27 protein-coding genes, 1 tRNA gene and 1 CRISPR repeat array (1 of these 29 only partly in view) are annotated in these 26,069 nt (G+C 28.0%); of the genes, 17 read left to right on the top strand and 11 right to left on the bottom strand.

All coding sequences use genetic code 11. The features are described 5' to 3' along the window. Window positions 1–17: 17 nt before the first annotated feature. The gene (locus H9W90_RS06390; RefSeq protein WP_187483617.1) at window positions 18–566 is read right to left on the bottom strand and encodes a DUF8465 domain-containing protein; all 549 of its coding nucleotides are present in this window, start codon (window positions 564–566) and stop codon (window positions 18–20) included. A 64-nt stretch (window positions 567–630) separates the two neighbouring features. On the opposite strand from H9W90_RS06390, the gene H9W90_RS06395 reads away from it, so the two are divergent. Beyond that, the gene (locus tag H9W90_RS06395; RefSeq protein ID WP_187483618.1) at window positions 631–1,263 is read left to right on the top strand and encodes a low molecular weight phosphatase family protein; all 633 of its coding nucleotides are present in this window, start codon (window positions 631–633) and stop codon (window positions 1,261–1,263) included. Here the strand turns inward: H9W90_RS06395 and ppk2 (H9W90_RS06400) are convergent. After that, window positions 1,260–2,042 (bottom strand): polyphosphate kinase 2, encoded by a 783-nt coding sequence (ppk2, locus tag H9W90_RS06400; RefSeq protein WP_187483619.1) that lies wholly within the window; start codon window positions 2,040–2,042, stop codon window positions 1,260–1,262. The genes H9W90_RS06395 and ppk2 (H9W90_RS06400) overlap by 4 nt on opposite strands. Window positions 2,043–2,044: 2 nt before the next feature. Further along, window positions 2,045–2,902: a polyphosphate kinase 2 gene (gene ppk2, locus H9W90_RS06405; protein ID WP_187483620.1), complete on the bottom strand. Its 858-nt coding sequence runs from the start codon at window positions 2,900–2,902 to the stop codon at window positions 2,045–2,047. A gap of 93 nt (window positions 2,903–2,995) precedes the next feature. Between ppk2 (H9W90_RS06405) and H9W90_RS06410 the strand changes: the two genes are divergently transcribed. After that, window positions 2,996–3,946 carry a lipid A deacylase LpxR family protein gene (locus tag H9W90_RS06410; protein WP_187483621.1) on the top strand — a complete coding sequence of 317 codons (951 nt, stop codon included), beginning with the start codon at window positions 2,996–2,998 and terminating at the stop codon, window positions 3,944–3,946. Window positions 3,947–3,960: 14 nt separating this feature from the next. Here the strand turns inward: H9W90_RS06410 and H9W90_RS06415 are convergent, their stop codons facing one another. After that, the gene (locus H9W90_RS06415; protein ID WP_187483622.1) at window positions 3,961–5,382 is read right to left on the bottom strand and encodes an ATP-dependent DNA helicase; all 1,422 of its coding nucleotides are present in this window, start codon (window positions 5,380–5,382) and stop codon (window positions 3,961–3,963) included. A 102-nt stretch (window positions 5,383–5,484) separates the two neighbouring features. On the opposite strand from H9W90_RS06415, the gene H9W90_RS06420 reads away from it, so the two are divergent. The 3 genes from H9W90_RS06420 to H9W90_RS06430 are packed head-to-tail and all read left to right on the top strand — an operon-like array spanning window position 5,485 to window position 7,551. Then, window positions 5,485–6,213, top strand: a complete 729-nt coding sequence (locus H9W90_RS06420) for a hypothetical protein (RefSeq protein WP_187483623.1) — start codon at window positions 5,485–5,487, stop codon at window positions 6,211–6,213. Beyond that, entirely contained in the window at window positions 6,197–7,018 is an 822-nt protein-coding gene (locus tag H9W90_RS06425) for a DUF3822 family protein (protein ID WP_187483624.1), read from the top strand. The genes H9W90_RS06420 and H9W90_RS06425 overlap by 17 nt, the downstream gene beginning before the upstream one ends. Then, window positions 7,015–7,551 carry an RsmD family RNA methyltransferase gene (locus tag H9W90_RS06430; RefSeq protein ID WP_187483625.1) on the top strand — a complete coding sequence of 179 codons (537 nt, stop codon included), beginning with the start codon at window positions 7,015–7,017 and terminating at the stop codon, window positions 7,549–7,551. The genes H9W90_RS06425 and H9W90_RS06430 overlap by 4 nt, the downstream gene beginning before the upstream one ends. 22 nt (window positions 7,552–7,573) lie before the next feature. On the opposite strand, the gene H9W90_RS06435 is transcribed toward H9W90_RS06430, so the two are convergent. From H9W90_RS06435 to H9W90_RS06455, 5 genes are read right to left on the bottom strand one after another with little or no spacing between them, the layout of a single operon-like run. Continuing rightward, window positions 7,574–8,527 (bottom strand): AAA family ATPase, encoded by a 954-nt coding sequence (locus H9W90_RS06435; protein ID WP_187483626.1) that lies wholly within the window; start codon window positions 8,525–8,527, stop codon window positions 7,574–7,576. Further along, window positions 8,527–9,909 carry a peptidylprolyl isomerase gene (locus tag H9W90_RS06440; RefSeq protein ID WP_187483627.1) on the bottom strand — a complete coding sequence of 461 codons (1,383 nt, stop codon included), beginning with the start codon at window positions 9,907–9,909 and terminating at the stop codon, window positions 8,527–8,529. Before H9W90_RS06440 ends, H9W90_RS06435 begins: the two co-directional genes overlap by 1 nt. Then, window positions 9,875–10,720: a hypothetical protein gene (locus tag H9W90_RS06445; RefSeq protein WP_187483628.1), complete on the bottom strand. Its 846-nt coding sequence runs from the start codon at window positions 10,718–10,720 to the stop codon at window positions 9,875–9,877. The genes H9W90_RS06440 and H9W90_RS06445 overlap by 35 nt, the downstream gene beginning before the upstream one ends. Next, window positions 10,720–12,357: a peptidylprolyl isomerase gene (locus H9W90_RS06450; RefSeq protein ID WP_187483629.1), complete on the bottom strand. Its 1,638-nt coding sequence runs from the start codon at window positions 12,355–12,357 to the stop codon at window positions 10,720–10,722. The genes H9W90_RS06445 and H9W90_RS06450 overlap by 1 nt, the downstream gene beginning before the upstream one ends. Before the next feature lie 11 nt (window positions 12,358–12,368). Then, window positions 12,369–12,650 carry a DUF493 family protein gene (locus H9W90_RS06455; protein WP_187483630.1) on the bottom strand — a complete coding sequence of 94 codons (282 nt, stop codon included), beginning with the start codon at window positions 12,648–12,650 and terminating at the stop codon, window positions 12,369–12,371. A gap of 96 nt (window positions 12,651–12,746) precedes the next feature. On the opposite strand from H9W90_RS06455, the gene H9W90_RS06460 reads away from it, so the two are divergent. The 5 genes from H9W90_RS06460 (at window position 12,747) to H9W90_RS06480 (ending at window position 17,230) form a co-directional block, all read left to right on the top strand. Continuing rightward, the gene (locus H9W90_RS06460) at window positions 12,747–13,289 is read left to right on the top strand and encodes an AAA family ATPase (RefSeq protein WP_187483631.1); all 543 of its coding nucleotides are present in this window, start codon (window positions 12,747–12,749) and stop codon (window positions 13,287–13,289) included. Beyond that, complete coding sequence (locus H9W90_RS06465; RefSeq protein WP_187483632.1) at window positions 13,286–15,178, top strand: RecQ family ATP-dependent DNA helicase; 1,893 nt, start codon at window positions 13,286–13,288, stop codon at window positions 15,176–15,178. Before H9W90_RS06460 ends, H9W90_RS06465 begins: the two co-directional genes overlap by 4 nt. Before the next feature lie 2 nt (window positions 15,179–15,180). Beyond that, on the top strand, window positions 15,181–16,125 hold the full coding sequence (fmt, locus tag H9W90_RS06470; protein WP_187483633.1) for a methionyl-tRNA formyltransferase: 945 nt from the start codon (window positions 15,181–15,183) through the stop codon (window positions 16,123–16,125). A gap of 189 nt (window positions 16,126–16,314) precedes the next feature. Then, window positions 16,315–16,587 (top strand): HU family DNA-binding protein, encoded by a 273-nt coding sequence (locus H9W90_RS06475; protein WP_026778202.1) that lies wholly within the window; start codon window positions 16,315–16,317, stop codon window positions 16,585–16,587. Between the two features lie 94 nt (window positions 16,588–16,681). Continuing rightward, window positions 16,682–17,230: a YqgE/AlgH family protein gene (locus H9W90_RS06480; RefSeq protein WP_187483634.1), complete on the top strand. Its 549-nt coding sequence runs from the start codon at window positions 16,682–16,684 to the stop codon at window positions 17,228–17,230. Here H9W90_RS06480 and H9W90_RS06485 read toward each other — a convergent pair. Then, window positions 17,227–18,060 (bottom strand): aminotransferase class IV, encoded by an 834-nt coding sequence (locus H9W90_RS06485; RefSeq protein ID WP_187483635.1) that lies wholly within the window; start codon window positions 18,058–18,060, stop codon window positions 17,227–17,229. The genes H9W90_RS06480 and H9W90_RS06485 overlap by 4 nt on opposite strands. Before the next feature lie 101 nt (window positions 18,061–18,161). Further along, window positions 18,162–18,545 carry an START-like domain-containing protein gene (locus H9W90_RS06490; protein ID WP_187483636.1) on the bottom strand — a complete coding sequence of 128 codons (384 nt, stop codon included), beginning with the start codon at window positions 18,543–18,545 and terminating at the stop codon, window positions 18,162–18,164. A gap of 109 nt (window positions 18,546–18,654) precedes the next feature. Here H9W90_RS06490 and H9W90_RS06495 point away from each other — a divergent pair. The 7 genes from H9W90_RS06495 (at window position 18,655) to H9W90_RS06525 (ending at window position 23,674) form a co-directional block, all read left to right on the top strand. Next, window positions 18,655–18,728 (top strand) — tRNA-Met (locus H9W90_RS06495). A 52-nt stretch (window positions 18,729–18,780) separates the two neighbouring features. Further along, window positions 18,781–20,142: a tyrosine-type recombinase/integrase gene (locus H9W90_RS06500; protein WP_187483637.1), complete on the top strand. Its 1,362-nt coding sequence runs from the start codon at window positions 18,781–18,783 to the stop codon at window positions 20,140–20,142. Beyond that, on the top strand, window positions 20,142–21,107 hold the full coding sequence (locus H9W90_RS06505; RefSeq protein ID WP_187483638.1) for a hypothetical protein: 966 nt from the start codon (window positions 20,142–20,144) through the stop codon (window positions 21,105–21,107). The genes H9W90_RS06500 and H9W90_RS06505 overlap by 1 nt, the downstream gene beginning before the upstream one ends. A gap of 207 nt (window positions 21,108–21,314) precedes the next feature. Beyond that, the gene (locus H9W90_RS06510; RefSeq protein WP_187483639.1) at window positions 21,315–21,530 is read left to right on the top strand and encodes a hypothetical protein; all 216 of its coding nucleotides are present in this window, start codon (window positions 21,315–21,317) and stop codon (window positions 21,528–21,530) included. 10 nt (window positions 21,531–21,540) lie between these two features. Then, complete coding sequence (locus tag H9W90_RS06515) at window positions 21,541–22,575, top strand: AAA family ATPase (RefSeq protein ID WP_187483640.1); 1,035 nt, start codon at window positions 21,541–21,543, stop codon at window positions 22,573–22,575. A 5-nt stretch (window positions 22,576–22,580) separates the two neighbouring features. Continuing rightward, window positions 22,581–22,790, top strand: a complete 210-nt coding sequence (locus H9W90_RS06520) for a hypothetical protein (RefSeq protein WP_187483641.1) — start codon at window positions 22,581–22,583, stop codon at window positions 22,788–22,790. Window positions 22,791–22,816: 26 nt separating this feature from the next. Beyond that, window positions 22,817–23,674 (top strand): DUF6371 domain-containing protein, encoded by an 858-nt coding sequence (locus H9W90_RS06525; protein ID WP_187483642.1) that lies wholly within the window; start codon window positions 22,817–22,819, stop codon window positions 23,672–23,674. 3 nt (window positions 23,675–23,677) lie between these two features. Then, window positions 23,678–26,069: a CRISPR direct-repeat array (repeat unit 46 nt; unit sequence GTTGTGAATTGATTTCAAATTGTATTTTTACGTGAGAATTCACAAG) (it continues 3,882 nt past the right edge of the window).

Genomic DNA, 26,069 nt, shown 5'->3' on the forward strand with positions numbered 1-26,069 from the left:
GCAAAAATACGTTTAATTTATTCAACTATATTTTGATAAACATAAACTTCAGTTGCTCCTAAACCGTATTTCTTGTATGAAGCATCGTAATATTTTACAGGATATTTATTTAATAAAGAATGTAGTTCAGATTTTAAAACGCCTTCTCCTACTCCATGAATAAAGACAATTTTAGCAATTCTTTTATGAATAGCAAATTCAACTTTTCTTTTTGCAGTATCTAACTGAAGGTTTAACATATCGTAATTATCCATTCCTTTTGTAGACTTTGTAAGTTTACTAATATGTAAATCTACTTCTAAAATAACTTCGTTTTTTTGTTTGGTAAAAAAGCTTTTTTTAGATTTTTTTTCGATTGCTTTTTCTTTAAACAACGGATTATTTATATCGGAATATTTAGATAATTCATGTTGTTCAACATCAATTTTAACTAATTCTGAAGCAAGAAAGTTAAAAACCATGCCATCGTTTGTTTCTACGGAAACTTGGTCTCCGTTAATGGAGATAACTTTTCCTTTTAAAACATCATCTAAAACCGCAACTTTATTTCCAATTTCTAAACGCATTATTAACCTTTTCTTAATTTAATTTAGTAGTATAAAAAAGTACCTTTGATGCAAAAATAACAAGATGATTAAGACTTCTACTATTTCTACAGAAAACTTCTTTAAAAGTGCATTAAAAAATACAAAATTAGAAGAAACAAGAAAGAGTTTGTTAGGTAAAATTGCAAAAGAAATTGCTAATGAATACGCTAAAAATGAGCGCGTAAATCTAAATTTTATCTGTACACATAATTCTAGAAGAAGCCAGTTAGGCCAAGTTTGGAGTTTCTTTGCTGCAAATTATTTCGACTTAAATATACGTGCTTATTCTGGCGGAACAGAAGTAACTGCATTTCATAGAAACACTGTTAAAACTTTACAAAAAGTTGGTTTTACTTTCGATTTAGTAGATTTCTCACATCAAAACCCAAAATATTTAATTTCTTATAATGGTAGTAAGAAATCAATTTTAGGTTTTTCTAAAAGATTCGATAACCCTGCAAATCCAGAGCCTTTTATAGCAATTACTACTTGTAATAACGCAGATACAAATTGTCCATTTATACCAACTGCAAGTCATCGTTTTCATTTACCTTTTGTAGACCCAAAAGCTTCAGATGATACAGATCATAAAGAGGAAACATATCTAAAAACTAACAGACAAATTGCTGGAGAAGTATTTTATATTTTTTCTGAAATTAAAAAGTTAACATCTTAAATTTCTAAAGAAGTATCATAAGGTATTCTCTCTAAAATGTGATTGATTACATTTATACGAGCTTCGGTTTTTCTATTTGCTCTAATTATTTTCCAAGGAGAAATTTCTGTGTTTGTATTTAGAAACATGGCACTTTTATAATCTGTATAATCGTCCCAAAGTTCTTGTGCACGTTCATCTACTTTAGTCATTTTCCATTGTTTTAATGGATCACTTTTAATATCTGCAAAACGTTTTGCTTGTTCTTTTTTAGAAATAGACATATAAATTTTTACAAGATGAATGCCAGATTCTAAAATCATTCGTTCAAAATCATTTACTTGATTCATAAAAATCTTGTATTCTTCCTCTGTACAAAATCCATTTACAGGTTCTACAACCGCTCTATTATACCAGCTTCTATCAAAAAAAACAATTTCTCCTGCTTTAGGAAACTGTTCTACATATCTTTGAAAATACCATTGAGATTGTTCATCTTCAGTAGGTTTAGACAAGGCTACAATTCTCATATGACGAGGATTTATACGCTCTGTAAGTCTTCTAATTGCACCACCTTTTCCTGCAGCATCTCTACCTTGAAAAACAATAATAATACGTTCGTTATTATTAATTGCCCAAGTTTGTAAGCGAATTAATTCTACTTGTAACTTTTCTAACTTTCTTTGATAATCCACATATCTAATAGCTCTATCTATATTTAAAGGTTTAGATAATAAAGCCAGCAAACCTTCTTTAGAATTTAGCTTCTTTAATTCTTTTTCTGTAAGTTTCTTTTCCATAGTTAATCTATCTGAATATTAGAACGATAATAACGCATTACAACATTAGGATCTGGGTTTAAAATTGTTTTTGCATCTTCTTTTCCTTCGTAATCGAATTGAGATAAAACATGCCTCATAGCTTCTAATCTTGCCGTTTTTTTGTCATTGGTTTTAATAATCATCCAAGGACTATAAGAAGTATGTGTTTTAGAAAACATTTCTCCTTTATAATGTGTGTATTTATCCCAAAGTGCTTGTCCTTTTTTATCTACAGGACTAAATTTCCAACGTTTTAATGGGTTTTCTTTACGTGCTTCAAAACGTTTTAATTGTTCTTCTTTAGATATAGATAGCCAGAATTTTATAATAATTAAACCATCTTCGTACATCATGTGTTCGAACTCTGGTACCTGTACTAAAAATTCTTTGTACTGATTTTCTGAACAAAAACCCATAACTGGTTCTACAACTGCTCTATTATACCAGCTTCTGTCAAAAAAAACAATTTCTCCTGGGTTTGGTAATTCTTTAATATAACGTTGAAAATACCATTGCCCTTTTTCTACTTCTGTTGGTTTATTTAAAGCTACTAACCTACTAGAACGCGGGTTTAAATGTTCCATAAACCTACGAATATTACCACCTTTCCCTGCTGCATCTCTTCCTTCAAAAATTACGGCAACTCTTTTATTTTCTTTAGAAAGCCAATGTTGTAGTTTAACCAATTCTATTTGTAACAAACGTAATTCATCATCATATAAAAGTGTTTTAGACACCTTCTTAAAAGCGCTATTTTTCTGTTCTATAAGTGCTAATAATTCTTTATTATTTGTAACACTTTTAAAATCTTCTTCCGTTAATCCCTTACGTTTATTCATCTTTTCTATTTCTTGGTCTAAAATAATTACTTTTTTTTACTTATTAGGAATAAAAAAGAGCAATTTAAAGAACTTCTTTTATATTTGTTCACTATGAAATACTTTTATTTTATTTTATTTTTTTTCATTTCTCATTTTATTTTTTCTCAATCTAAATTTTCTAAAGAAATTAGTTTAATTACTGATAACGATTTATATGTTTCTAAAGTAAACGACCGTTATTACACAAGCGGAGTTTTTTTAACATTTAGCTATTTGTCTGAAAGTAAAAATGATCAATTAGAAAAGCGAATTTTAGAATGGCAAATTGGTCATGAAATGTTTACACCTTATAAATCTATTGTAGAAGACATTAGTGAGCATGACAGACCTTTTGCAGCCTATTTATATGGTAGTTTCGGTATTAATAGACTTTACAAAAACAACAATAACTTTAAAACCACTTTACAAATAGGTATTATTGGTTCTAATGCTTTTGGCAAAGAGCTACAAGATTTTATTCATGATATATATGGTTTTAACAAAGCTGTTGGTTGGAAACACCAAATAAAAAATGCGTTTGCTTTAAATTTGAATGCAGAATATATAAGACAACTAACAAAAAGTTCTAATAATTATTTTGATATTTCTTGGGTAAATTCTGGAAAAATAGGAACTATTTACAGCAACATCTCTACAGGTTTTTATGGAAGAATTGGCTTTAAACCACTACAAAGACTAGCAAATTCTATTGCTTTTAATACAAGTATCAATAATAAAAAAACAAATTACGTAAGAGAGGTAGAAACTTTTATCTACATAAAACCAATGTTGCGTTATGTGTTTTACGATGCTACTTTACAAGGAAGTTTTCTAAATAAAAATAGCGAAGTTACAAATGAATTGGTTCCGCTTGTTTTTAACCTTGAAGTTGGTTTAAGGTTTACTGCAAATCGTTTTAATTTTGGTTATGTATATAATTACAATAGTAATAAGTCTAAAAACTTAAGGTATGACAATGGTCAACCTTATGGTTCTATTTTAATAAATTATTTGTTACGCTAATAAAATTTCAGAATTTAATTCTCAAAAAAATCATCTTTAAAGCCAATTAAATATAATTTTTCTTGTGCTCTTGTAATTGCAGTATACAACCATCTAAAATATTCTTTAGAAACTCCATCTGGTAAATAAGGTTGTTCTACAAAAACGGTTTTCCATTGTCCTCCTTGAGATTTATGACATGTCATAGCATAAGAGAATTTTATCTGTAACGCATTAAAATACTTGTTCTTTTTAATAGCTAAAAACTGCTTGTATTTAGTTTCATGTGCATAATCTTCTTTAACAGCTTGGTATAGTTTATTAGATTCATCATAAGTTAGAGATGGACTTTCACTAGTTAAAGTATCTAACAACAAAACTGTTTCAAAAGGTTGCATATCTGGGTAATCTATCATTCTCATTTCTACTTCAGCAAATCTAAAACCATACAATTCTTTAATTGAAAAGAGTTTTAAAACCTCGCAAATATCTCCGTTTGCAATAAAACCAGCTGCAGAAGATTCTTGTAACCAGAAATAATTATTTTTTACAATCATAATATAATCTCCTGCAGAAATTTCGTTTTCTTGTCCTCGAATATTATACCTAATTTGTTGGTTGTATTGGTTGGCTCGTTTGTTAGAGCGTACAATAAAAGCAGTATCTTCTACCCCATTATTATCATAGGCAGTAACAATGGCATCCTCAATATCATAACCATCTTCTAGCCTTTTTATATCTGGAAAATCTACATCGAACTTAAAGTTTTTAGAATCATTTTCTATCAACAAACGTAATAAAGTTGCGTTGGCTAAAATACCTGAATTTTCATGCTGACGCATTACTTCATCTAACTCTATTTCTGTTACGTTTTTATCGAAACTATATTGTAACGTATCTGCTTCTAAAGCTGGACTTACGTCTAATTTCACAGGTGGAAGTTGTGCAGTATCACCAATAAAAATCAATTTACATTGATGCCCAGAATATACATATGAGATTAAATCATCTAATAAAGATTTTGTGTCAAATAATTGCTGATTTTGCTTTCCATCAGGAATCATAGAAGCTTCATCTATAATAAAAATAGTATTTCTATGTTTATTGGGTTGTAAAACAAAGTCTACAGAACCATTACTTTGCTTTTTAGGGAAATAAATTTTTTTATGAATTGTAAAAGCAGGTTTTTTAGAATAAATAGCAATTACTTTTGCTGCACGTCCTGTTGGAGCTAATAAAACAGCTTTTTTACCAGCGGACCACAAACTATTTACAAAAGTACTTATGGTTGTTGTTTTACCTGTACCTGCATATCCTTTCAATAAAAATAGGGCGTCTTTATCCTCATCAAAAATAAAGTCGCTTAAAAGCCTTAATAATTTACTTTGTTTAATTGTTGGTGAATGTGGAAACTTTTTTAGGAGTTCCGTATAAAAATCGCCTGATATTTTTATCATAAAAGAATTAAAACATCAAAGATAAGCTGATTTATGAATAAAAATTTTTATCATTAAAAAAAAATTGTAGATTTGCGTTAAGACTATTAAAAAATATATCAAATGGGATTATTAGGAATGATTTTAGCAGCGGTTTTAGTTGCAGTACTTTTAGCTATTGTAATAGTTAAATATTTACCATTAAAATTAAGATGGATTGCATCTTTATTATTACTGGCTTTAACTGTATTTTTAGTTTTTAAAATTTACAATGGTATTATGGAACCTATCAACTTTAATAAAGATAAAGTTTCTAAATATGCAAAAGTTGTAGAAAAATTAAAAATTATTAGAGATGCACAAGTAAAACATTTCGAAGTAACTGGTACTTACACAAAAAACAAAGCTGGGTTAATAAAGTTTATTGACACTGCTAAATTAGCATTAACTGAAACTACAACTGTTGTAGAAAAAGTTAACAAAGGTGGTGGAATTATTGTTGATGTTGAAAAAAGAAAAACGGACACTATTGGTTATGAACCGGTTTCTAAATACTTTGCTAACAGAAACTATAAAGACATGTTTAAAGTTCCTGGTACAGACAAAGAGTTTGAAATTGAAACTGGGTCTGTAGAAAAAGTACAAGGTTTAGTGGTACCAACATTTCTTGTAAAAACAGAGAAAAAAGAGATTCTTAAAGGAATGAACGAATCTTTAGTTAAACAAGAATTAGAAGCAATAGCAACTGACCAAATTAAAGGAGAATATGTTTCTGTTGGTTCTTTAGAAGAAGTTTCAACTGGTGGTAACTGGCCTCCTTCTTATGATAAAAAAGATGCTAAAAAAGAGTAGCAATATTTCTTTAAAAAATACAAAAGACACAAAGTTATCCATCCAATTTAATTTGGATGGATTTTCTTTTTGTATCTCTAACATTGCAAATAATAATACACTTTACTTTTCTGAATATCAGTTTTCTGAAACTCAATTAACTCCAGAAAATTTATTATTAGAGGTTGAAGAAATCTTTAAAAAAGACACCAATTTACAGCACGATTTTTCTAATGTAACAGTTATTCATCAAAACAACTTATCTACACTTGTACCTAATAAATATTTTGTAGAAGAAAGATTAGCAGATTATTTAAATTTTAATATAAAAACATTGGCTACAGATTTTATCACATTTGATGAAATTGATAATATGGAAGCCAAAAATGTTTATGTTCCTTATGTTAATATCAACAACTATTTGTTTCAAAATTTTGGCGAATTCGAATACAAACATCATATTTCTGTATTACTTAAAAAGTTATTAGAAACTACAAATACAGTAGAAAAAACCATGTTTGTAAATGTTTCTAAAGCAAGTTTAGATCTTGTAGTTCTTCAAAATAATAAATTACTATTTTCTAATTCTTTCTCTTTCGAAACCAAAGAAGATTTTATCTATTATATTTTATTTGTTGCAGAACAATTAGAACTAAATACTGAAGTTTTTCCTTTATATTTTATGGGTGAAGTAAAAATTACTTCAGACATCTATAAAATAGCGTTTGCATACATCAGAAACATTTATTTTTTAGAAAGTAAAAATTCCATTTTTAATCATTTAGAAAGTCCAAAACATTCTAATTACATCTTACTAGGTTCATGAGAATAATCTCCGGAAAATACAAAAGCAGACGCTTATCTGCTCCAAAAAACTTACCTGTTCGTCCAACAACAGATATGGCTAAAGAGTCTTTATTTAATATTTTAAATAATACTTATTATTTTGATAATATTTCTGTAATAGATTTGTTTGCTGGAACAGGTAATATAAGTTACGAATTTGCTTCTAGAGGAACAAAAAACATCTATGCTATAGATGCTCATTTTGGGTGTATAAAATATATTAACGAAACTGCCAAAGATTTAGAGTTACCAATAAATACTTTTAAAAGTGATGTTTACAAATTTTTAGAAAAAACATCTTTACAAGCTGATGTTATTTTTGCAGACCCACCTTATGATTTTGAAACTGAACAGTTTCTTAAAATTGTAGATTTAGTTTTCGATAGAAAACTTCTAGCAGAAGAAGGTGTTTTAATTGTAGAACACTCTAAACATACAGATTTGTCTAAACATGAAAAACATGCTTACGACAAACGTTATGGTGGAAATGTATTTAGTTTTTTTGAAGTATAACTAATTATTCTAATATAAAATCTTACAAAAGCGAAGTAATAATATCAGAAATTGTAATTCCTTCTGCTTCTGCTTTGTAATTCTTTACAATTCTATGAGATAAAATAGGAATTGCTACTGCTTTTACATCTTCTATATCTGGCGAATATTTTCCATTTACAGCTGCATGTGCTTTTGCCGCCAAAATTAAATTTTGCGAAGCTCTTGGACCTGCTCCCCAATCTAAATAGCTTTTTACTAAATCTGTTGCTGCTGGAGATTTTGGTCTTGTTTTACCAACCAAACTCACAGCATATTCAATAACATTATCCGCTACAGGAATTTTACGAATCAGTTTTTGAACCTCAACAATTTCTTTAGCAGAAAATAATGAATTAATAGAATTATTAATATTACTTGTAGTGTTTTTTACTACTGTAACCTCTTCTTCAAAAGTTGGATATTCTAAGTTGATAGAAAACATAAATCTATCTAACTGCGCTTCTGGCAAAGGATATGTACCTTCTTGCTCTATTGGGTTTTGTGTTGCCAACACAAAGAAAGGTAAATCTAGTTTATAATGATTTCCAGAAACAGTTACAGAGCGTTCTTGCATTGCTTCTAACAAAGCTGCTTGTGTTTTTGGCGGTGTTCTATTTATTTCATCTGCCAAAATAATATTAGAAAAAATTGGACCTTTTATAAATTTAAATTGTCTGCTTTCATCTAAAATTTCACTTCCTAAAATATCTGATGGCATTAAATCTGGAGTAAACTGAATTCTCTTAAAATTAAGCCCTAATGCATCTGAAACTGTATTTACTAATAATGTTTTTGCCAAACCTGGCACACCTATTAATAAAGAATGTCCTCCACAAAAAATAGACAACAACGTAAAGTTTACAGCCTCATGTTGACCAATAATTACTTTACCAATTTCTTCTTTTAGTAAATTATACTTATTTACTAATTCTTTTACTGCATTAACGTCAGACATTATTTACTCGTTTTCTTTTTCCAATTTCTTTTAAATGAACATTTTCCATGGTCTTCACCTAACTTAATGTAAGTATCAGTTATTTTTTCTTTTGCCCACTTTTCTACTGTTTCTTCTTTCTTTTTTTGAAGTGCTAATTGTTGAATTTTTACATAATCTTCAACTAAATCTGCTGTATGTGTATCAGTTCTATCTCTCATTAAAATGAACTTAAACATTTTATCTCCACCTCTAGTTTGGTCGAAAAAAGCATCTGTAATTTCACCTTTTTTAAGATCACTAACTCTAGCGTAGAATGCAGGATCCATTCTTGTTAAATCGAATTTAGATTCTCCTGTAGATGGGTTTATAATTAAACCTCCATTGTTTTTTGTATCATCATCTTGAGAGTATTTTTTTACAGCTTCATCAAAAGTGATTTTTCCAGATTTAATATCTTCAATTATTTTTTCTGCTTTTTCTTTAACTTCATTCAGTTTATTTTCTGGGATTTCTGGCTGCATTAAAATATGAGAAGCAACTCTAGTATTACCTTTTACTTCATGTAATTGCATTAAATGATATCCAAAATCTGACTTAAAGGGTTTAGAAACTTGACCAATATCTAATGTAAATGCCATTTCTTTAAACTCTTTTATAAAGCTAGCGTCTTTGGTAATTGTATATCTACCTCCATTTTGAGTTACACCAGGATCATCTGAATTAATAATGGCTTTCATTTTAAAATTTGCGCCATCTTCTAATTCTTTTTTTATCTCGTTTAATTTTGCAATTATTCGATCGTTTTCTTCTTGAGTAGGTTCTGCATTAATAACAATTTGTGCTAATTCTATTTCTGCAGGAAAATCTGGTAATTCTCCTTTATCTTTTAATCCGTTATAATATAAACGAACTTCTTCTGGAGTAACATCTACCTTTTCAGTAATTTTTTGCTGTTCTTTTTCTATTAAAAGATTTTCTTTTTGAACGGTATTTAGTTCTTTTTTTAAATCATCTAAATCATTAAAACCATAAGCTTTAATTACTTTATCTACAGTACCATATTGTTGTGTAAAAAACTGAATACTTCTATCTACTCTACTAGAAATTTCTGATTCAGAAACGGTTACACTATCAATTACTGCATGGTGTGCTAGTAATTTTTGTTGCATTAACTCTTCTAGCATTTCGCAATCTGTAATGGCTACTTTACCTTCACTTCTTAACTCAATTTCTTGCTTAAATTTGTCTATATCAGAATCTAAAACAATGTTTTTTCCTACTACTACTGCAACTCCATCTATCTTTACTTTTTGTGCTGTGGTTTGTAAACTCATCAACCCAAAAAAGGCAGCTATTAAAGGAAATTTAATATACTTTAAAATTATTGTTTTGTGTGGCATCTTTTACTATTATTTTTTCTATCTCTCTAATTAATTCTATTTTGCGTTTGTGCAAAATCATCTGTTTTATGGTTGGCTTTATATAACTTAATGGCGCTATAGAATTGCGAAGTAAAACATCATTTACAGCCACCAAATATAAACCTAATGAATCTTGTTTTTGAATGAATTTTGATTTTTTTAACAGATTTTCTTTAGAAATAGGAAGTTTTAACAAAATGTTATCTATTTGTGTCCAAATTGAATCGTTAAATTGATGAAACTTAAAACTTAATTCTTGTTTTTCTAATGCTTCTAAATCTTCTATATCATCAGATTTAAATAACTGTATCAATTCTTTTTCATTAATAAGATTGGCACTAAAATGAAGATATTTTGCCTTAACAAGTTCTTCATTCAATTTAAAATTTTCTTTATTTCTAGTATAATAAGCTTCTATTTCCTCTTCAGAAATAACTGTATCTAACTGCTGTTTAATTAATTGCTCTTTGTAATTATTAATTAACAAACTTTCTTTGTAGTCTTTAACTAAACCATTTATCTGGTTAATTGCTTCTAAAGAACTGTTTTTCTCTGCTTTATTAAGTAACAACTGTTTTATAGCCCAATCTTGAATGTAGCTTTTTACCAAAACAAGACTGTCTTGGGTACTTAAATTCTTTGGAAAAACACCTTCTAAATCTTTCTTAAAAAGCTTTTCTGTATTTACAATTGCTATAATTTCTGATGCATTATTTTCCTTCTCTTGTAACTTAAAATAGTTACAAGAGGTAAAAACAATTACACATAAAAAAATGGCAAAAATTCTCATTATCTTTCTTCGTAAAATTTAATTAGTTTTTTTAACTGTCTTTTATCAACTTTAATTTTACTTTCTCTTCTTAAGGCAGCAATCCATTCTTTTTCTAAAAAGTTCTGATAATCGTTCATTACCTCACCTTTTATTTTTTCTAATTCTTTAGATTTATATTTAGTTGAATTTACATCAAAATATTTTTTTAAACCTATTGAATCATTTGCAGATTTATTCCAAATTTTTTGTTGCATCAATTCAAATAACAACAAGCCATCTTCATATTCCTGCAAAGTGTAAGCGTATTCTGGTTCTGTATAAATTAAGTTTTCTTTGTAATAGGTTAAAATTTCTTGGTCTTTAAACATATCAAACAAGGCAAAAACGGGTATGTGTCTTCTGTTTCTAATATATTTTATAAAGTCTTCTTGACTTATACTTTTATCATTAATGCTAAAAATAACATTTTGTAAAGAATCTTTTGGAATAGATCTTAAATTCTTTCTATTTAATATTTTTTTTGCGTCTTCGTTTTCTACAATTTTATAATCTTTCTTTAACTTATTAATAATTGCTTTATCAGACAATTGCATTCTAGAACTTCTTTTTACTTTATTGGTAAGCTCTTTTTTCATATCATCAAAAGATGCAATAGGATGTTTTTTTAGCAATTTAACAATATGCCAACCAAAACGTGTTTTAAAGGGTTTAGAATATGTGTTTTCTTCAGTAAGTGCAAAAATGGCATCGTCAAAAGGCTTTACCATTCTTCCTGGTCCAAATTTACCCAATCTTCCTCCTTTATTTTTAGAACCTGGATCTTCAGAAAACTCTCTTGCCAATTCTTCAAAATTATTGTTGATAATTAACTTATCATAAACTTCAAAAATTTTCTTTTTACCAAGAGAAGTTGTGTCTAAAATTAAAATATGTGCAGCTTCTAATTCTCCTTTAGATTCTCTTACATCATCAACTTTTAAAATATGGTAACCAAACTGACTTCTAAAAGGCATAGAAACTTCGCCAACTTTAGTTGTGTAAGCAGCTTCTTCAAAAGGATATACCATTCTAAAAGCAGAAAAATAACCTAAATTACCATTGTTACCTTTTCTACCCGTTTTTGGGTCTCCTTGCGCAGATTTGTCTTCAGAAACCTCTGCAGCTACAGCTTCAAAATCTTCACCATTAACAATTCTATTTCTAATTTTTATAATCTTATTATAAGCTATTAAAGTATCATTAGGAGAAGCATCTCTTGGAGTTCTAATTAAAATATGCTTTGCTTTTACTTCATTTTTTGTTCTAAAATAAGCATCTTTTACTAATTTATCTAAAAAAGTAGTGTCTTGTAAATAAGGAGCAGAAAGCTGGTTTTTATACGTTTCCATTTCTCTTTTGTAAGAAGGTAGCGTATCTAATTTAATTTTGTAAGCTTCTTTTACTTTTAGTTTATAGTTTATAAATAGTTCTAAATTTTTGGTTACATCTCTAGCTTCTTCATTATCTACTGCATCCAAATTTTTTTCATAAACTCTTTTAAATTCAGATACTGTAGTTTTTTCTCCATCAATTGTAACCAAAGTCTGGTCTTTCTTTTGCGAAAAAATAGATATTGATGTACATAAAACAATAACTAATAAAACTGATTTTCTCATAAATATTCTAATTATAACGAAATGATTCCTTTAATTTTTTCTGCTTTTTTATAATATGATATTACTTCATCTGAAGTTTGTACCTTTAATACGATAGAAACACTAATATATTTTCCGGTTTTCGATTTTTTTGTATTAATAACTGCACCTGTATTGTCAAATAAATCTTCTACTTCTTCAACTTGATTTTCATCTGTAGGCACAATAAATTTATACATATAATCTGCAGGAAATGCAGTAGTATCATCTAATTGACCTTTTAATTTGGTGTAAAATGCATTCTTATCACTCATAATATTTTATTCTTTTTTGTTAATTAATTACAAATAACAAGCCACAAAATTACATTAAAAATTAGTTTTATAAAGGGAATCATTTATTTTTGTGAAATGCAGCAAAAAATTGTTTTAATTGGCGGACCAGGAACAGGTAAAACTTCGGTTTTAAATGAACTTATTAAAAGGAATTACTTTTGTATGCCAGAAGTATCTAGAGAAGTTACTTTAAAGGCTAAGGAAAAAGGAATTGATCAACTTTTTTTAACAGAACCTTTATTGTTTAGCAAATTACTTTTAGAGGGTAGGGAACAGCAATTTATTACTGCTGATAATAGTAAAAATAAGCTCGTTTTTTTTGATAGAGGAATTCCTGATGTTCATGCATATCTAGATTTCTTCAAAACAGAATACCCTGCAACTTTTATAGAAAAAAGCAAAAAATACAAATACAATAAAATTTTTCATTTTTCTCCATGGGAAGAAATTCATACGACTGATAATGAGCGTTATGAAACTTTTGAAGAATCTATCATTATTGATAAATTTTTAATTGATGCGTATTTAAAAGTAGGATATTCTATTATTAATGTTCCTTTTGGAACTATTGAAGAACGTACAAACTTTATTATTAATTCGCTTTCTTGCGATTTATGATTTCGCCAAAAGAAATACTAAAAAAATATTGGGGTTTTTCTGAATTTAGAAATCCACAAGAAGAAATAATTACAGCCGTTTTAGAACAAAAAGATGTAATTGCTTTGTTGCCAACTGGTGGAGGAAAATCTGTTTGTTTTCAAGTTCCTGCACTGGCAAAAGAAGGAGTTTGCTTAATTATTTCTCCTTTAATTGCATTGATGCAAGACCAAGTAGAAAACTTAAAAAACTTGGGCATTAAGGCAACAACAATTCCTTCTGGAGTAAAACAAGATGAAATTATTACGCTTTTCGACAATATTAAATTCGGAAGCATAAAGTTCTTATATATTTCTCCAGAAAGATTACAATCTACTTTTATTCAACAAAAAATTAAGGAATTAAATGTAAATCTTGTTGCTATTGATGAAGCACATTGTATCTCTGAATGGGGACATGATTTTAGGCCATCATACAGAAATATAAAAGTTTTACGAGAGCTAATTCCAAATGTAAATTTTATTGCTTTAACAGCAACAGCTAACAAAAGAGTATTAAATGATATTGAAGAAAATTTAGATTTAAAAAATCCTCAAGTTTTCAAAAAATCGTTTTTAAGAGGTAATTTAGCGTATCAAATTTTTACGGTCGAAGATAAATTACAACGTTTACTACAAATCTTTACAAAAACTAAATCACCAGCAATTGTATATGTTAATTCAAGAAAAAAGACAATAGAAATTTCTAATTTTCTAAATGCTAATAATTTTAAGAGTGGTTTTTATAACGCAGGTTTATCTTCCATAGAAAAGAAAATTTCTTTTACTAATTGGATGACAGAAAAAACACCAATAATTGTTGCCACAAATGCTTTTGGAATGGGAATTGACAAACCAAACGTTGGTATTGTTGTTCATTATAATTTACCAACAAGTATCGAAAACTACGTTCAAGAAACAGGCAGAGCTGGCAGAAACAACAAAAAATCTTTTGCAGCACTTTTGCAAAATGAAAACGATATTTTATTATTTAAAAAACAAACCGAAAAATCGCTACCAAGTATTACAGATATTAAAGAAGTCCATAGAAAATTATATCAATATTTTAGAATTGCAAACGGAGAAATCTTCGAAGAATCATTTCCTTTTAATTTGTTAGAGTTTAGTAAAAAATATAATTTTTCTACTTTTAAAGTTGATGCAATTCTTAAAATTTTATCTAATAACGGAATTATTGAAATTAGTAATAATTACAACGAGAAATCTACATTACAATTTACAGCAACACATAAAAATGTACTTAACTATATTGATAAAAATAAGATTCTAAAAAACTTTACAAATTCAATTTTAAGAACGTATGGCGGGCTTTTTGAGCAAGAAATGAAAGTAAATGAATTTATAATTGCTAAAAAAACAGGAATAACCTCACAACAAGTTGTTACTAATTTAAAACGATTAGAAGAAGATGGTCTGTTAATTTATAAACCCATAATTTCTGATGTAGAAATCACTTTTTTAGTACCAAGAGAAGATGATAAAACTATCAATCGCTTTTCAAGAGAAATTGCGCAGTTAATTCATCAGAAAAAGAAAAAGGCTGCAGACTTTATTTCTTTTATTAAAAATGATAGTATTTGTAGAAGCATTCAAGTTTTAGGGTATTTTGATGAAAAAACTAATCATAAATGTGGAATTTGTGACGTTTGTCTTTCAGAAAGAAAAATCTCGAAAAAGAATATTTCATTTGCAATTTTAAAGCTTTTAGAAAATAATAAAAATTTATCTTCACAAGAAATTAGCTTAAATTTAGAAACAAACGAGCAAGACATTTTAATACATTTGCGATATTTGTTATCAGAAAATAAATTGATATTAAATCATCTAAATAAATACCAACTTAATAAATAATTATGAGAGATTTACGCATCGTTTTTATGGGAACTCCAGATTTTGCAGTTACTATTTTAAAACATCTAGTTGAAAACAATTATAATGTTGTTGGTGTAATTACTGCCACAGACAAACCTGCAGGAAGAGGAAGAAAACTAAATGAATCTGCAGTAAAAAAATATGCTACCTCGCAAAATCTTACCATTCTTCAACCTAAAAATTTAAAGAATGAAGAATTTCATCAAGAATTAAAAGATTTAAACGCTAATTTACAAATTGTTGTTGCTTTTAGAATGTTACCAAAAGCAGTTTGGCAAATGCCAGAATTTGGTACTTTTAATTTACACGCTTCTTTATTACCAGAATACAGAGGCGCTGCTCCAATTCATTGGTCTATTATAAATGGTGAAACAAAAACAGGCGCAACTACTTTTTTTATTGATGACAAAATAGATACTGGTGAAATTATTCTACAAGAGGAAGTTGCTATTTTAGAAACTGAAACTGTTGGAAATTTACATGATAAATTAATGTTTTTGGGAGCAGAATTGGTAGCAAAAACTGTAGACTATATTAAGTTAGGAAATGTAGACACGAAAAAACAACCTGAATTAGAAGAAAAATCTGCACCAAAATTGAATCCTGATAATTGTAAAATAGATTGGACGGATACTTTAGACAATATATATAATAAAATTCGTGGATTAAATCCATTTCCTGCAGCTTGGACTATCATCAAAAATGACGATGAAGATATTTCTGCAAAAATTTATGCAATAGAAAAAGAAGTTGAAGACCATAATTTTACAATAGGAAAAATTGTAACAACAAAAAAAACACTTAAAGTTGCTGTGGCTAAAGGTTTCATAAATATTGTAGAATTAAAACTTTCTGGAAAGAAAAAAATGGATGCCAAAAGTTTGCTAAATGGCTTTACTTTTTCATCTGAAGCAAAAATGATGTAACCCCTTTATTGGTAAGGTTTTTACTCTTTTTACTAATTTTAACATTCCTTTATTAACAATTTACGTGCTTTTATTAACAAAAAGGCACTTTTTTGTACTTCAAATTTGCGTGAACCCTTAATCCGTCTATATTTGTTAAGCTATTAAGCAAAAAATATAATATTCAATTAATTTAAAAATCAATTTATTATGAACAAGTCAGATTTAATCGATGCAATGGCTGCAGATGCAGGAATTTCTAAAGTAGCAGCTAAAGCAGCTTTAGAGTCTTTTACAGATAATGTAACTTCTGCTTTAAAAGGTGGTGATAAAGTTGCATTAGTTGGTTTTGGTACTTTCTCTGTTTCTAACAGAGCTGCTAGAACAGGAAGAAACCCACAAACTGGAAAAACTATCCAAATTGCTGCTAAAAACGTAGCAAAATTTAAAGCTGGAGCTGGATTAAGCGATGCTGTAAACTAAAACATTTTAGTTTTAAATATAAAAAGCTCTCTTTTTTAAAGAGGGCTTTTTTTTATGATTTTTTTTCTTATATTTAAAAAAACAAAAATCTACCTTGAAACCCTATAAAGGAAAACTTCTAATTGCAGAACCTTCTATCTTAAACGATAGCTCTTTTAATAGAGCCATTATTTTATTAACGGAACATACTTCTAGCAACTCTGTAGGTTTTATATTAAACAGACCACTTAATTATTCTGTTAATGATTTAATACCAGATATAGACTGCTCATTTACTATTTATCAAGGTGGACCTGTGGAGCAAGACAATTTGTATTTTGTTCATAAAATACCAGACTTAATTCCTGAAAGTATAGAAGTAGCAAATGGTATTTATTGGGGTGGTAATTTTAGCTCTTTAAAAGATTTGTTGAATAATAACTTATTAAACGAATCTGACATTCGTTTTTTCTTGGGATATTCTGGTTGGAGCAAAAATCAGTTAGAAGATGAAATGAACCAAAATTCTTGGTTTATTGCCGATAATGATTTTGATAACATTCTTTCTATTGAAGAAGAGAATCTATGGAAAAACAAATTATTACAAAAAGGTGGTAATTATAAGCTTTGGGCAAATGCACCTAGCGATTTTAATTTAAATTAATTACCTGCAATTTGTACAATTTTTAAATTGTTTGCAAGCTTCTCTCCTATTTCCGTTTTAAAAGATTTCTTTTTATAATTTGTTACAGGCTGTATACCAATAATGGCATTGGTTATAAAAACTTCATCTGCTTTTTGAATTTCGAAAGGAGAAATTACTGTTTCCTCAACTTTATAAGTATCATTTTTAGATATTATTTCAATTACTTTTTTTCTAACAATACCTTTAATACAACCTTCAGTTAAAGCAGGCGTTTTTATAATGTTGTCTTTAATTATAAAAATATTTCCATTTGTAACCTCTACAACTCCTTTTCTTTCATTTAATAAAATACAATTATCTAAATCATTTTCATCAGCAAAAATACTTGCCAATGTATTTATCATTCTATTATTTGTTTTTATAGTTGACAAAAGTCCAGAATAATTATAAAAATCTTTATACAAATCGATGTTGTATTCCTTTTTAATTTGATAAGAAGTTTCATTTACTTCTAATAAATAGTCTATTTTATTAGTCTTTGGAGTATATAAACCTCCATCTTTTCTGTAAATATTAAGTCTAACTCTATAAGAGGCAGCTTGATCTTGTACAGCAACTGTTTTTAAAATTTCTTTTTCAAGAAACTCTAAAGTAAACTCCATAGGAATTTTCATACGTAACATTCTCATAGAAGCCATTAATCTAAAATAATGGTCTTCCCAGAATACGACTTTTTTATTGATAACTTTTACCGTTTCAAAAATTGAATCTCCATATTTAAAGCCTCTATTTTCTGAAGATAGTTTTACGTTTTCTGCAAACAATAATTCACCATTAAAATTAATCATATCTAAAATTTAAAAAAGACAAAATTACTATAAATAAGTAGATTTTACGCATAAAAAAACTCAACAAATTATGTTGAGTTTTTATGTTTTAAAAAGAAGTTTTAAGCTCCTATCGTATGTCTTAATTCATCAATTTGATTTTCCCAAAGTTGTTTTGCTTCATCTACTTCATCTTCATCTTCTGCAAAATCTGTAATTATTAAAGAAACATCTTTTGTTAATGGGTCTACTTGTATGTTAATTTCAAAGAAACTATCATCAGCTTCACTTTCTAGCCATTTCCAACGAATTCTTTCACCCGTTTTTTTTGTAATTAATTCTGCTTTTTCCTCTACTCCTTCCCAAGTAAAACTAAAAATTTTACCTCTAGAGTTAACTTTATCTGCAAACCATTCTTGTAAATTAGATGGCGAAGAAATATACTGATACAGCATATTAGGCGATGCATGAATAGGAATTTCTAGTTCAAATTTTACTTTATCCATTGTGTTTTCTTAAGTTAGCAATATAGGTATTATATTCTATTTAAAAAAAATTAAAACACCTCTTGCTAGTTTATAAAAATCGATTATATTTGCACCCTCAAAACCTAATGGCGAGGTAGCTCAGTTGGTTAGAGCGCAGGATTCATAACCCTGAGGTCACGGGTTCAAATCCCGTTCTCGCTACAAGCTTAATGCTAATTAAATCAACGAATTGTGTCTCACAATTCGTTTTTTTATGTCTTCTTTTTTCTTACTTTTACAAAGAGTACACGATATAGTACACGATTCTGCTATGAAATTAAATTATTCGGAACCAAAAATATATACCGGTGGTGTAGATATTGCCTCTTGGTCTAAACTATCTGCTAAAGATAAAAAAGCTGCATTATCTAAAAGTTGGTATATCTACTATTCATTTAGAAATCCAACCTCGGGTAAACTAGAAAGGCAGTCGAACATAAAAGCTGGAGTAAACCTTTATAAAAGCAAAAGAAATAGATATCATATTCTAGTAAAATTAAAAGAGAGTTTAGAATATGTTTTATCACAAGGCTTTAATCCATATAAAGACAATATTTCATTGGCTGAATTTATAGAACAGCTACTTTCAAATGAAAAAGATGAAATCAAAAAAAAGCCAATAGAAAAAGAAACTGCATTATCTTTTGAAGAAAAGATTATAATTGACACAACAATCTCCTACTCTATCCAAGAATCTTTTGACCTAGCATTAGATACTAAATCAAAAGTTTTAAATGGTATTTCATATCAAAATTTTAGAAATAGAATTAATAGATTTAAGAAATGGCTTGAAAACGAAGGTTGTGATTTTAAGCAGAATATTTCAATTATTGATAAAAAACTTGTTATACAATACTTAAATACAGTATTACAAACTACAAGCCCTAGAAATAGAAATAATACACGCACAGATATTAGTTCATTATTTCAAACTTTGGAGGACAATGAAATCATTGAAAATAATTTCGTAAAGAAAATAAATGTTTTAAAATCTATACCTGAAAGGAATAAAACTTATACTACAACTGAACAAAAAGATATTTTTAAATATTTAGAAAAACATGATGCAGTATTATATCTTTTCGTTCAATTTATATCTTATAATTTCCTTAGACCAGTTGAAGTCTGTAGACTAAAAATTGGTGATATTGATTTAATCGATAAAAAGATATATGTGAGAGCTAAAAATAAGCCTGTTAAAGTTAAAATTATCCCTGATATATTAATTAATCAACTACCTGATTTATCCAAATTAAATAAACACGATTTTTTATTTACCCCCAATAAAATTGGTGGTCAATGGGAAACAAAAGAAAATAATAAAAGAGATTACTTTACAAAACAGTTTAAAAAAGTAAAAGACCATTTTGGTTTAGGTAAAGATTATGGTCTATATAGTTTCAGACATACCTTTATTACCAAATTATATAAGGAAATGGCTAAAACAGCAACTCCTTTTGAAGTAAAAAGTAAATTAAAATTAATCACAGGTCATGCAACAATGGATGCGCTAGAATTATATCTACGAGATATTGATGCAGTTTTACCTGAAGATTATTCAAATCTGTTAAAATAATGAAAAGTAAATATTTTGGTATTTTCACTAAAGAAAAATACAATATTCCTAACCCAAATGAGATTATTAAATTATTTATTAAAGATAACATTTTTAAAGAAACGGTTTCTGGTAAAATATTAGAACAAAAAAAAACAAACGAAAAAAATGGTTTTGAATTTAGGGTTGGCTTTAATTTAAATGAACGTGAATACTATTATACTTTTGAATTAGTATCAGAAGTATATTCTTTTATGATGACTTATTTTACAGGTTCATTAAAAATCCATCTAATATTATTTCAACGAGATTTTGAAATTGAAAATTATGGTTTGAGTGAGAAAAAAAAGAAAAAAAAAGCAAAAAAAATATTTGACAAGTTATTTTTTCAATTAACAGACAAAAAAGACATTGCATTAAATGAAAACAAAATTGATACAAATGTTATTGAGAAAAGATTTAATTCTCTAAAGAGAGAACAAAACAAACTGATAGAAAGTTTGAAATTTGAGGAAGAAATTTTGAATAATTATCTATTGGGTAAAAAAGATTTTTTCACAAGAGAATTATTAGATCAGAACCAATTACTATTAAAAATATTTGAGTTTGAGAAAAAGCTGTCTATTTTAATAGGTTTGAATAAAAAATTTCAATTTGAATACGATGATATTTTTACACCCAAACCAAAAGCCAAACTCATTTATGAAGAATATTCTCATGAATTTCATTCTTTAAAACAAATTGAATTTATTGAAAATCAAATTACTTCAATTGAAAAAGTAAACAGAGCATTTGTTAAAAGCCTTTTTGATTTTTTTAGCAATAAATTAAAAATTAAAACACCATCTGGAAAACTATTTGGAGAAATTATAAATGATTATTTCAGCCATAATTTTAGTATAATTAAATTGAATGGCTCTGAAGGAGACTCTCATGATGATAAAATAAAAAAAATAGAAAAAGATTGGGAGATTTTCACGAACTAGAATTTCTTTTTTATCATTTTCCCTAATTTTTAAAATTTCCCTCGCATTTCCCTCACATTTCCCATATTTCTTCCCTTTTGAGATATTTATTGTATCACGTAATTGCAACTAGTTAAATATTGTTAATTAGGCAGTTATCTTTTGATGTAAAATCACCTTACTTTTTAGCAAACATTTAATTTAATTATAATGTTTAAAAAAAGTAGAATGGCAACAATTAATTTTAGAATTTCAGATGAATTGAAGAACGAACTTCAATTTATTGCACAAGAAAAGGAAATCAAAGTTTCTAGATTGGTAAGAGAAATTATTACAGAATATATTGAAGAATATTATTCCGAAGAAGATGATATAATTTGTTTATCCAATGAAGAAAATAGAATTGTATTAGAATTACCAAACAATTACAATAACTTCTTATAAATCGATTTTTATGTACAACAATAAAATCGACATCATCGATAAAGATATAATTCTCAATCATAAAAAACTTAAAGCAAAAAGGTATGAGAGTGGATGTTTGATTATTAAAGACGCAAATACTTGGGTTGAAGAAGCTAAAAACAGACCTATACCAAACATGCTATTTAGTGAGTTTTGGTATGAAAACGAAGTTTGTATTCTATTTGCAGACACTAATTTAGGTAAATCCATTTTGGCTGTTCAGATTGCAGATAGTTTAACAAAAGGAAAGGCAATTGCAGGTTTTAAACTGGAAAGTAATCCCAAAAGAGTACTGTATTTAGATTTTGAATTATCAGATAAACAATTTGAAAACAGGTGTTCTCAAGATTATCAAAACCATTATAAATTCAATAATAATTTTTTAAGAGCTGAATTAAATACCGAGTTAGATTTACCTAAAGAGTTTAAAAATATAGAAGAATATTTATGTGCAACTTTACCTGACTTAATAACTTCTAGTAATATTTCTGTCCTAATTGTAGATAACCTCACATTTTTAAGTGCAGAAAACGAGAAAGCAAAAGATGCTTTAGTATTAATGAAAGCTATTAAATCAATTTCGGTAGCGCATCAAATTTCAATTTTAGTTTTAGCACATACACCTAAAAGAGATGAGTTTAAGCCAATTGGTAAAAATGATTTAGCAGGCAGTAAAATGTTAATGAACTTTTGTGATAGTTCATTTGCAATGGGTAACAGCTCTCAAGATATTTCATTTAGGTATCTAAAACAAATTAAACAGCGTAATACAGAACACCTATATCATTCCGATAATATTGTTGTTTGTAGTTTAGACAAGCAAACTAATTTTTTAGAATTTCACTTTGAAGATTTTGATTCAGAAATAAATCACCTTAAAAGCTCCTCTTCTTTAAACTCTGATGATAAAAACGAACAAATAAGATTTTTGATTTCTGAAGGTAAAAACAATGTAGAGATAGGAGAAATGATGGGGTATAGTGAAGGAGCTATAAGAAAGAGAAGAAAAAAACATAATCTCTAAATTAGATGGTTGCTTCTGATATATATACGATAGCAAAAGCTCTTTCCAAGGAGGAGTTTATAAAGCTATCCAATATGTTAAGAAGTGATATAAATAAAGCTGAAATAAAATTAAAGAAAAAAAATAAGTTGCCCGATTTTACAGAAAAAGATGCTTTGCGTTACTTATTAAACAATCATATTAAAAAAAATCGTACCAACCGTACCAATAAATAAGTACGAATGGTACGAATCGAAAAAAAATGAATCAACTTTATAAATATAGTTTAGATAAAACAAGCAGGAAATTTATTTGCCCAAATTGTAATAAAAAATCATTTGTAAAATTTATTGATAATGAAACAAATAATTATCTAAATGAAGCAAATGGTAGATGTGATAGAGAAAGTAAATGTGGTTATTTTAAAAAACCGACTTCTAATTGTATTACAAGTACTTATAATTATGACCCAAAAGTAATACAACCATCGTATCACAATAAAACAATTTTGCAACAGTTTAGCAACACCAGGCAACAAAGTAACTTTATTACCTATTTATTAGCCAATTTTGCACCACAAAATGTATCACAAGCAATAGATAAATATAAAATTGGTACAAGCAACTATTGGAGTTTTGCCACAGTCTTTTGGCAAATTGATTCTCAAAATGTAATACATGGTGGTAAAATAATGCTCTACAATCGTGATACTGGAGGTAGAATAAAAGAGCCTTTTAACCATGTTAGCTGGGTTCACAAACAACTTAAAATAAATGACTTTGTATTGCAACAATGTTTATTTGGTTTACACCTTATTAATAGTATAAGTAAAAATGATATTATTTGTATTACAGAATCTGAAAAAACTGCAATTATCTTGAGTATAAATTTCCCTAATTATCTTTGGTTAGCAACGGGAAGTAAATCAGGTTTTAAAGAAAGCTTATTACAATCAATTAAAGATTATAAAATTATTGCATATCCAGATAAAACTGAATTTAATAAATGGAATACAACTGCAACACTTTTAAACAAAAAAGGGTATCAAATTCAATGTAGTAATCTATTAGAAAATATAGACATTGAAAATGGTGGAGATTTGGTTGATTATTTATTTTAATTCTGTATGAATTAATTTATAATTGTATTTTTACGAAAAAATTCACAAGACGATTCTCGACTTTGTTCTTGAACACCGTGTTGTGAATTGATTTCAAATTGTATTTTTACGTGAGAATTCACAAGTAGGATTTTCATCATCCAATAGAGCTTCAAGTTGTGAATTGATTTCAAATTGTATTTTTACGTGAGAATTCACAAGGACATTGATAATGATAATTACATTGATATTGTTGTGAATTGATTTCAAATTGTATTTTTACGTGAGAATTCACAAGATCAATTCAGCTTTTCTAAATCCATTTGCTGTTGTGAATTGATTTCAAATTGTATTTTTACGTGAGAATTCACAAGCGCTTGATGATATTGAATAGTCAAATCCGTGTTGTGAATTGATTTCAAATTGTATTTTTACGTGAGAATTCACAAGTTAGTTTTAAAAATTGATAGTATTTGTTTAGTTGTGAATTGATTTCAAATTGTATTTTTACGTGAGAATTCACAAGCCCCTTTTCGTTAATAAATTCAATTAATCCGTTGTGAATTGATTTCAAATTGTATTTTTACGTGAGAATTCACAAGCTATCTATGCTATTAGCTTGACTTATGTATGTTGTGAATTGATTTCAAATTGTATTTTTACGTGAGAATTCACAAGTCTCCACTATAACCACTTGTCCAAGCTACTGTTGTGAATTGATTTCAAATTGTATTTTTACGTGAGAATTCACAAGTTTATTGGAAGATGAATCTTTTTATGCTTCGTTGTGAATTGATTTCAAATTGTATTTTTACGTGAGAATTCACAAGATTGGTAACGCATATTACAAGCCATTTATTGTTGTGAATTGATTTCAAATTGTATTTTTACGTGAGAATTCACAAGTATTATCTGTATCTGTCCAAACGTTCTTCTGTTGTGAATTGATTTCAAATTGTATTTTTACGTGAGAATTCACAAGTTCTTGTGGTAAATCTTCAATAGTAAAATCGTTGTGAATTGATTTCAAATTGTATTTTTACGTGAGAATTCACAAGATCTGGACGAAAATGATGATTGGCAGGACTGTTGTGAATTGATTTCAAATTGTATTTTTACGTGAGAATTCACAAGTTCTTTAAATATCTTTATAGGATCTACCATGTTGTGAATTGATTTCAAATTGTATTTTTACGTGAGAATTCACAAGGAATGTTTCGTTGACGGCTGCAAACGCGGTGTTGTGAATTGATTTCAAATTGTATTTTTACGTGAGAATTCACAAGAAAGAAATTATTGAGCTAAATGCGTTAGATGTTGTGAATTGATTTCAAATTGTATTTTTACGTGAGAATTCACAAGTGGATTGCATCCAAAAGCAGAAGGAGATTAGTTGTGAATTGATTTCAAATTGTATTTTTACGTGAGAATTCACAAGTAATCCTAACAACCTTATCTGGTTTTAGTCGTTGTGAATTGATTTCAAATTGTATTTTTACGTGAGAATTCACAAGAAACACATTTAATAGAGCTACGCAAGACGAGTTGTGAATTGATTTCAAATTGTATTTTTACGTGAGAATTCACAAGTGGATTGCATCCAAAAGCAGAAGGAGATTAGTTGTGAATTGATTTCAAATTGTATTTTTACGTGAGAATTCACAAGTAATCCTAACAACCTTATCTGGTTTTAGTCGTTGTGAATTGATTTCAAATTGTATTTTTACGTGAGAATTCACAAGAAACACATTTAATAGAGCTACGCAAGACGAGTTGTGAATTGATTTCAAATTGTATTTTTACGTGAGAATTCACAAGCATCCCAACCTAACGCATTGCATATCTGCTGTTGTGAATTGATTTCAAATTGTATTTTTACGTGAGAATTCACAAGTTGAGCGTATGCAGTTCTATTTGTACCAGGTTGTGAATTGATTTCAAATTGTATTTTTACGTGAGAATTCACAAGAGAAGATAATTTGAATAAGTATTTAAACTTGTTGTGAATTGATTTCAAATTGTATTTTTACGTGAGAATTCACAAGTAAGTCGTCTATTGTTGTAAACTCATCCATGTTGTGAATTGATTTCAAATTGTATTTTTACGTGAGAATTCACAAGCCCGCTTGTATTGCAGTCTTGCCTACCTCGTTGTGAATTGATTTCAAATTGTATTTTTACGTGAGAATTCACAAGAAGAGGTTTAAAATTAGAATAGAATAATTAGTTGTGAATTGATTTCAAATTGTATTTTTACGTGAGAATTCACAAGATGCCTATTGTAGCATAACGGTTACGTATAGTTGTGAATTGATTTCAAATTGTATTTTTACGTGAGAATTCACAAGTATTATCTGTATCTGTCCAAACGTTCTTCTGTTGTGAATTGATTTCAAATTGTATTTTTACGTGAGAA

This window comes from Polaribacter pectinis (assembly GCF_014352875.1).
Lineage (GTDB): Bacteria > Bacteroidota > Bacteroidia > Flavobacteriales > Flavobacteriaceae > Polaribacter > Polaribacter pectinis.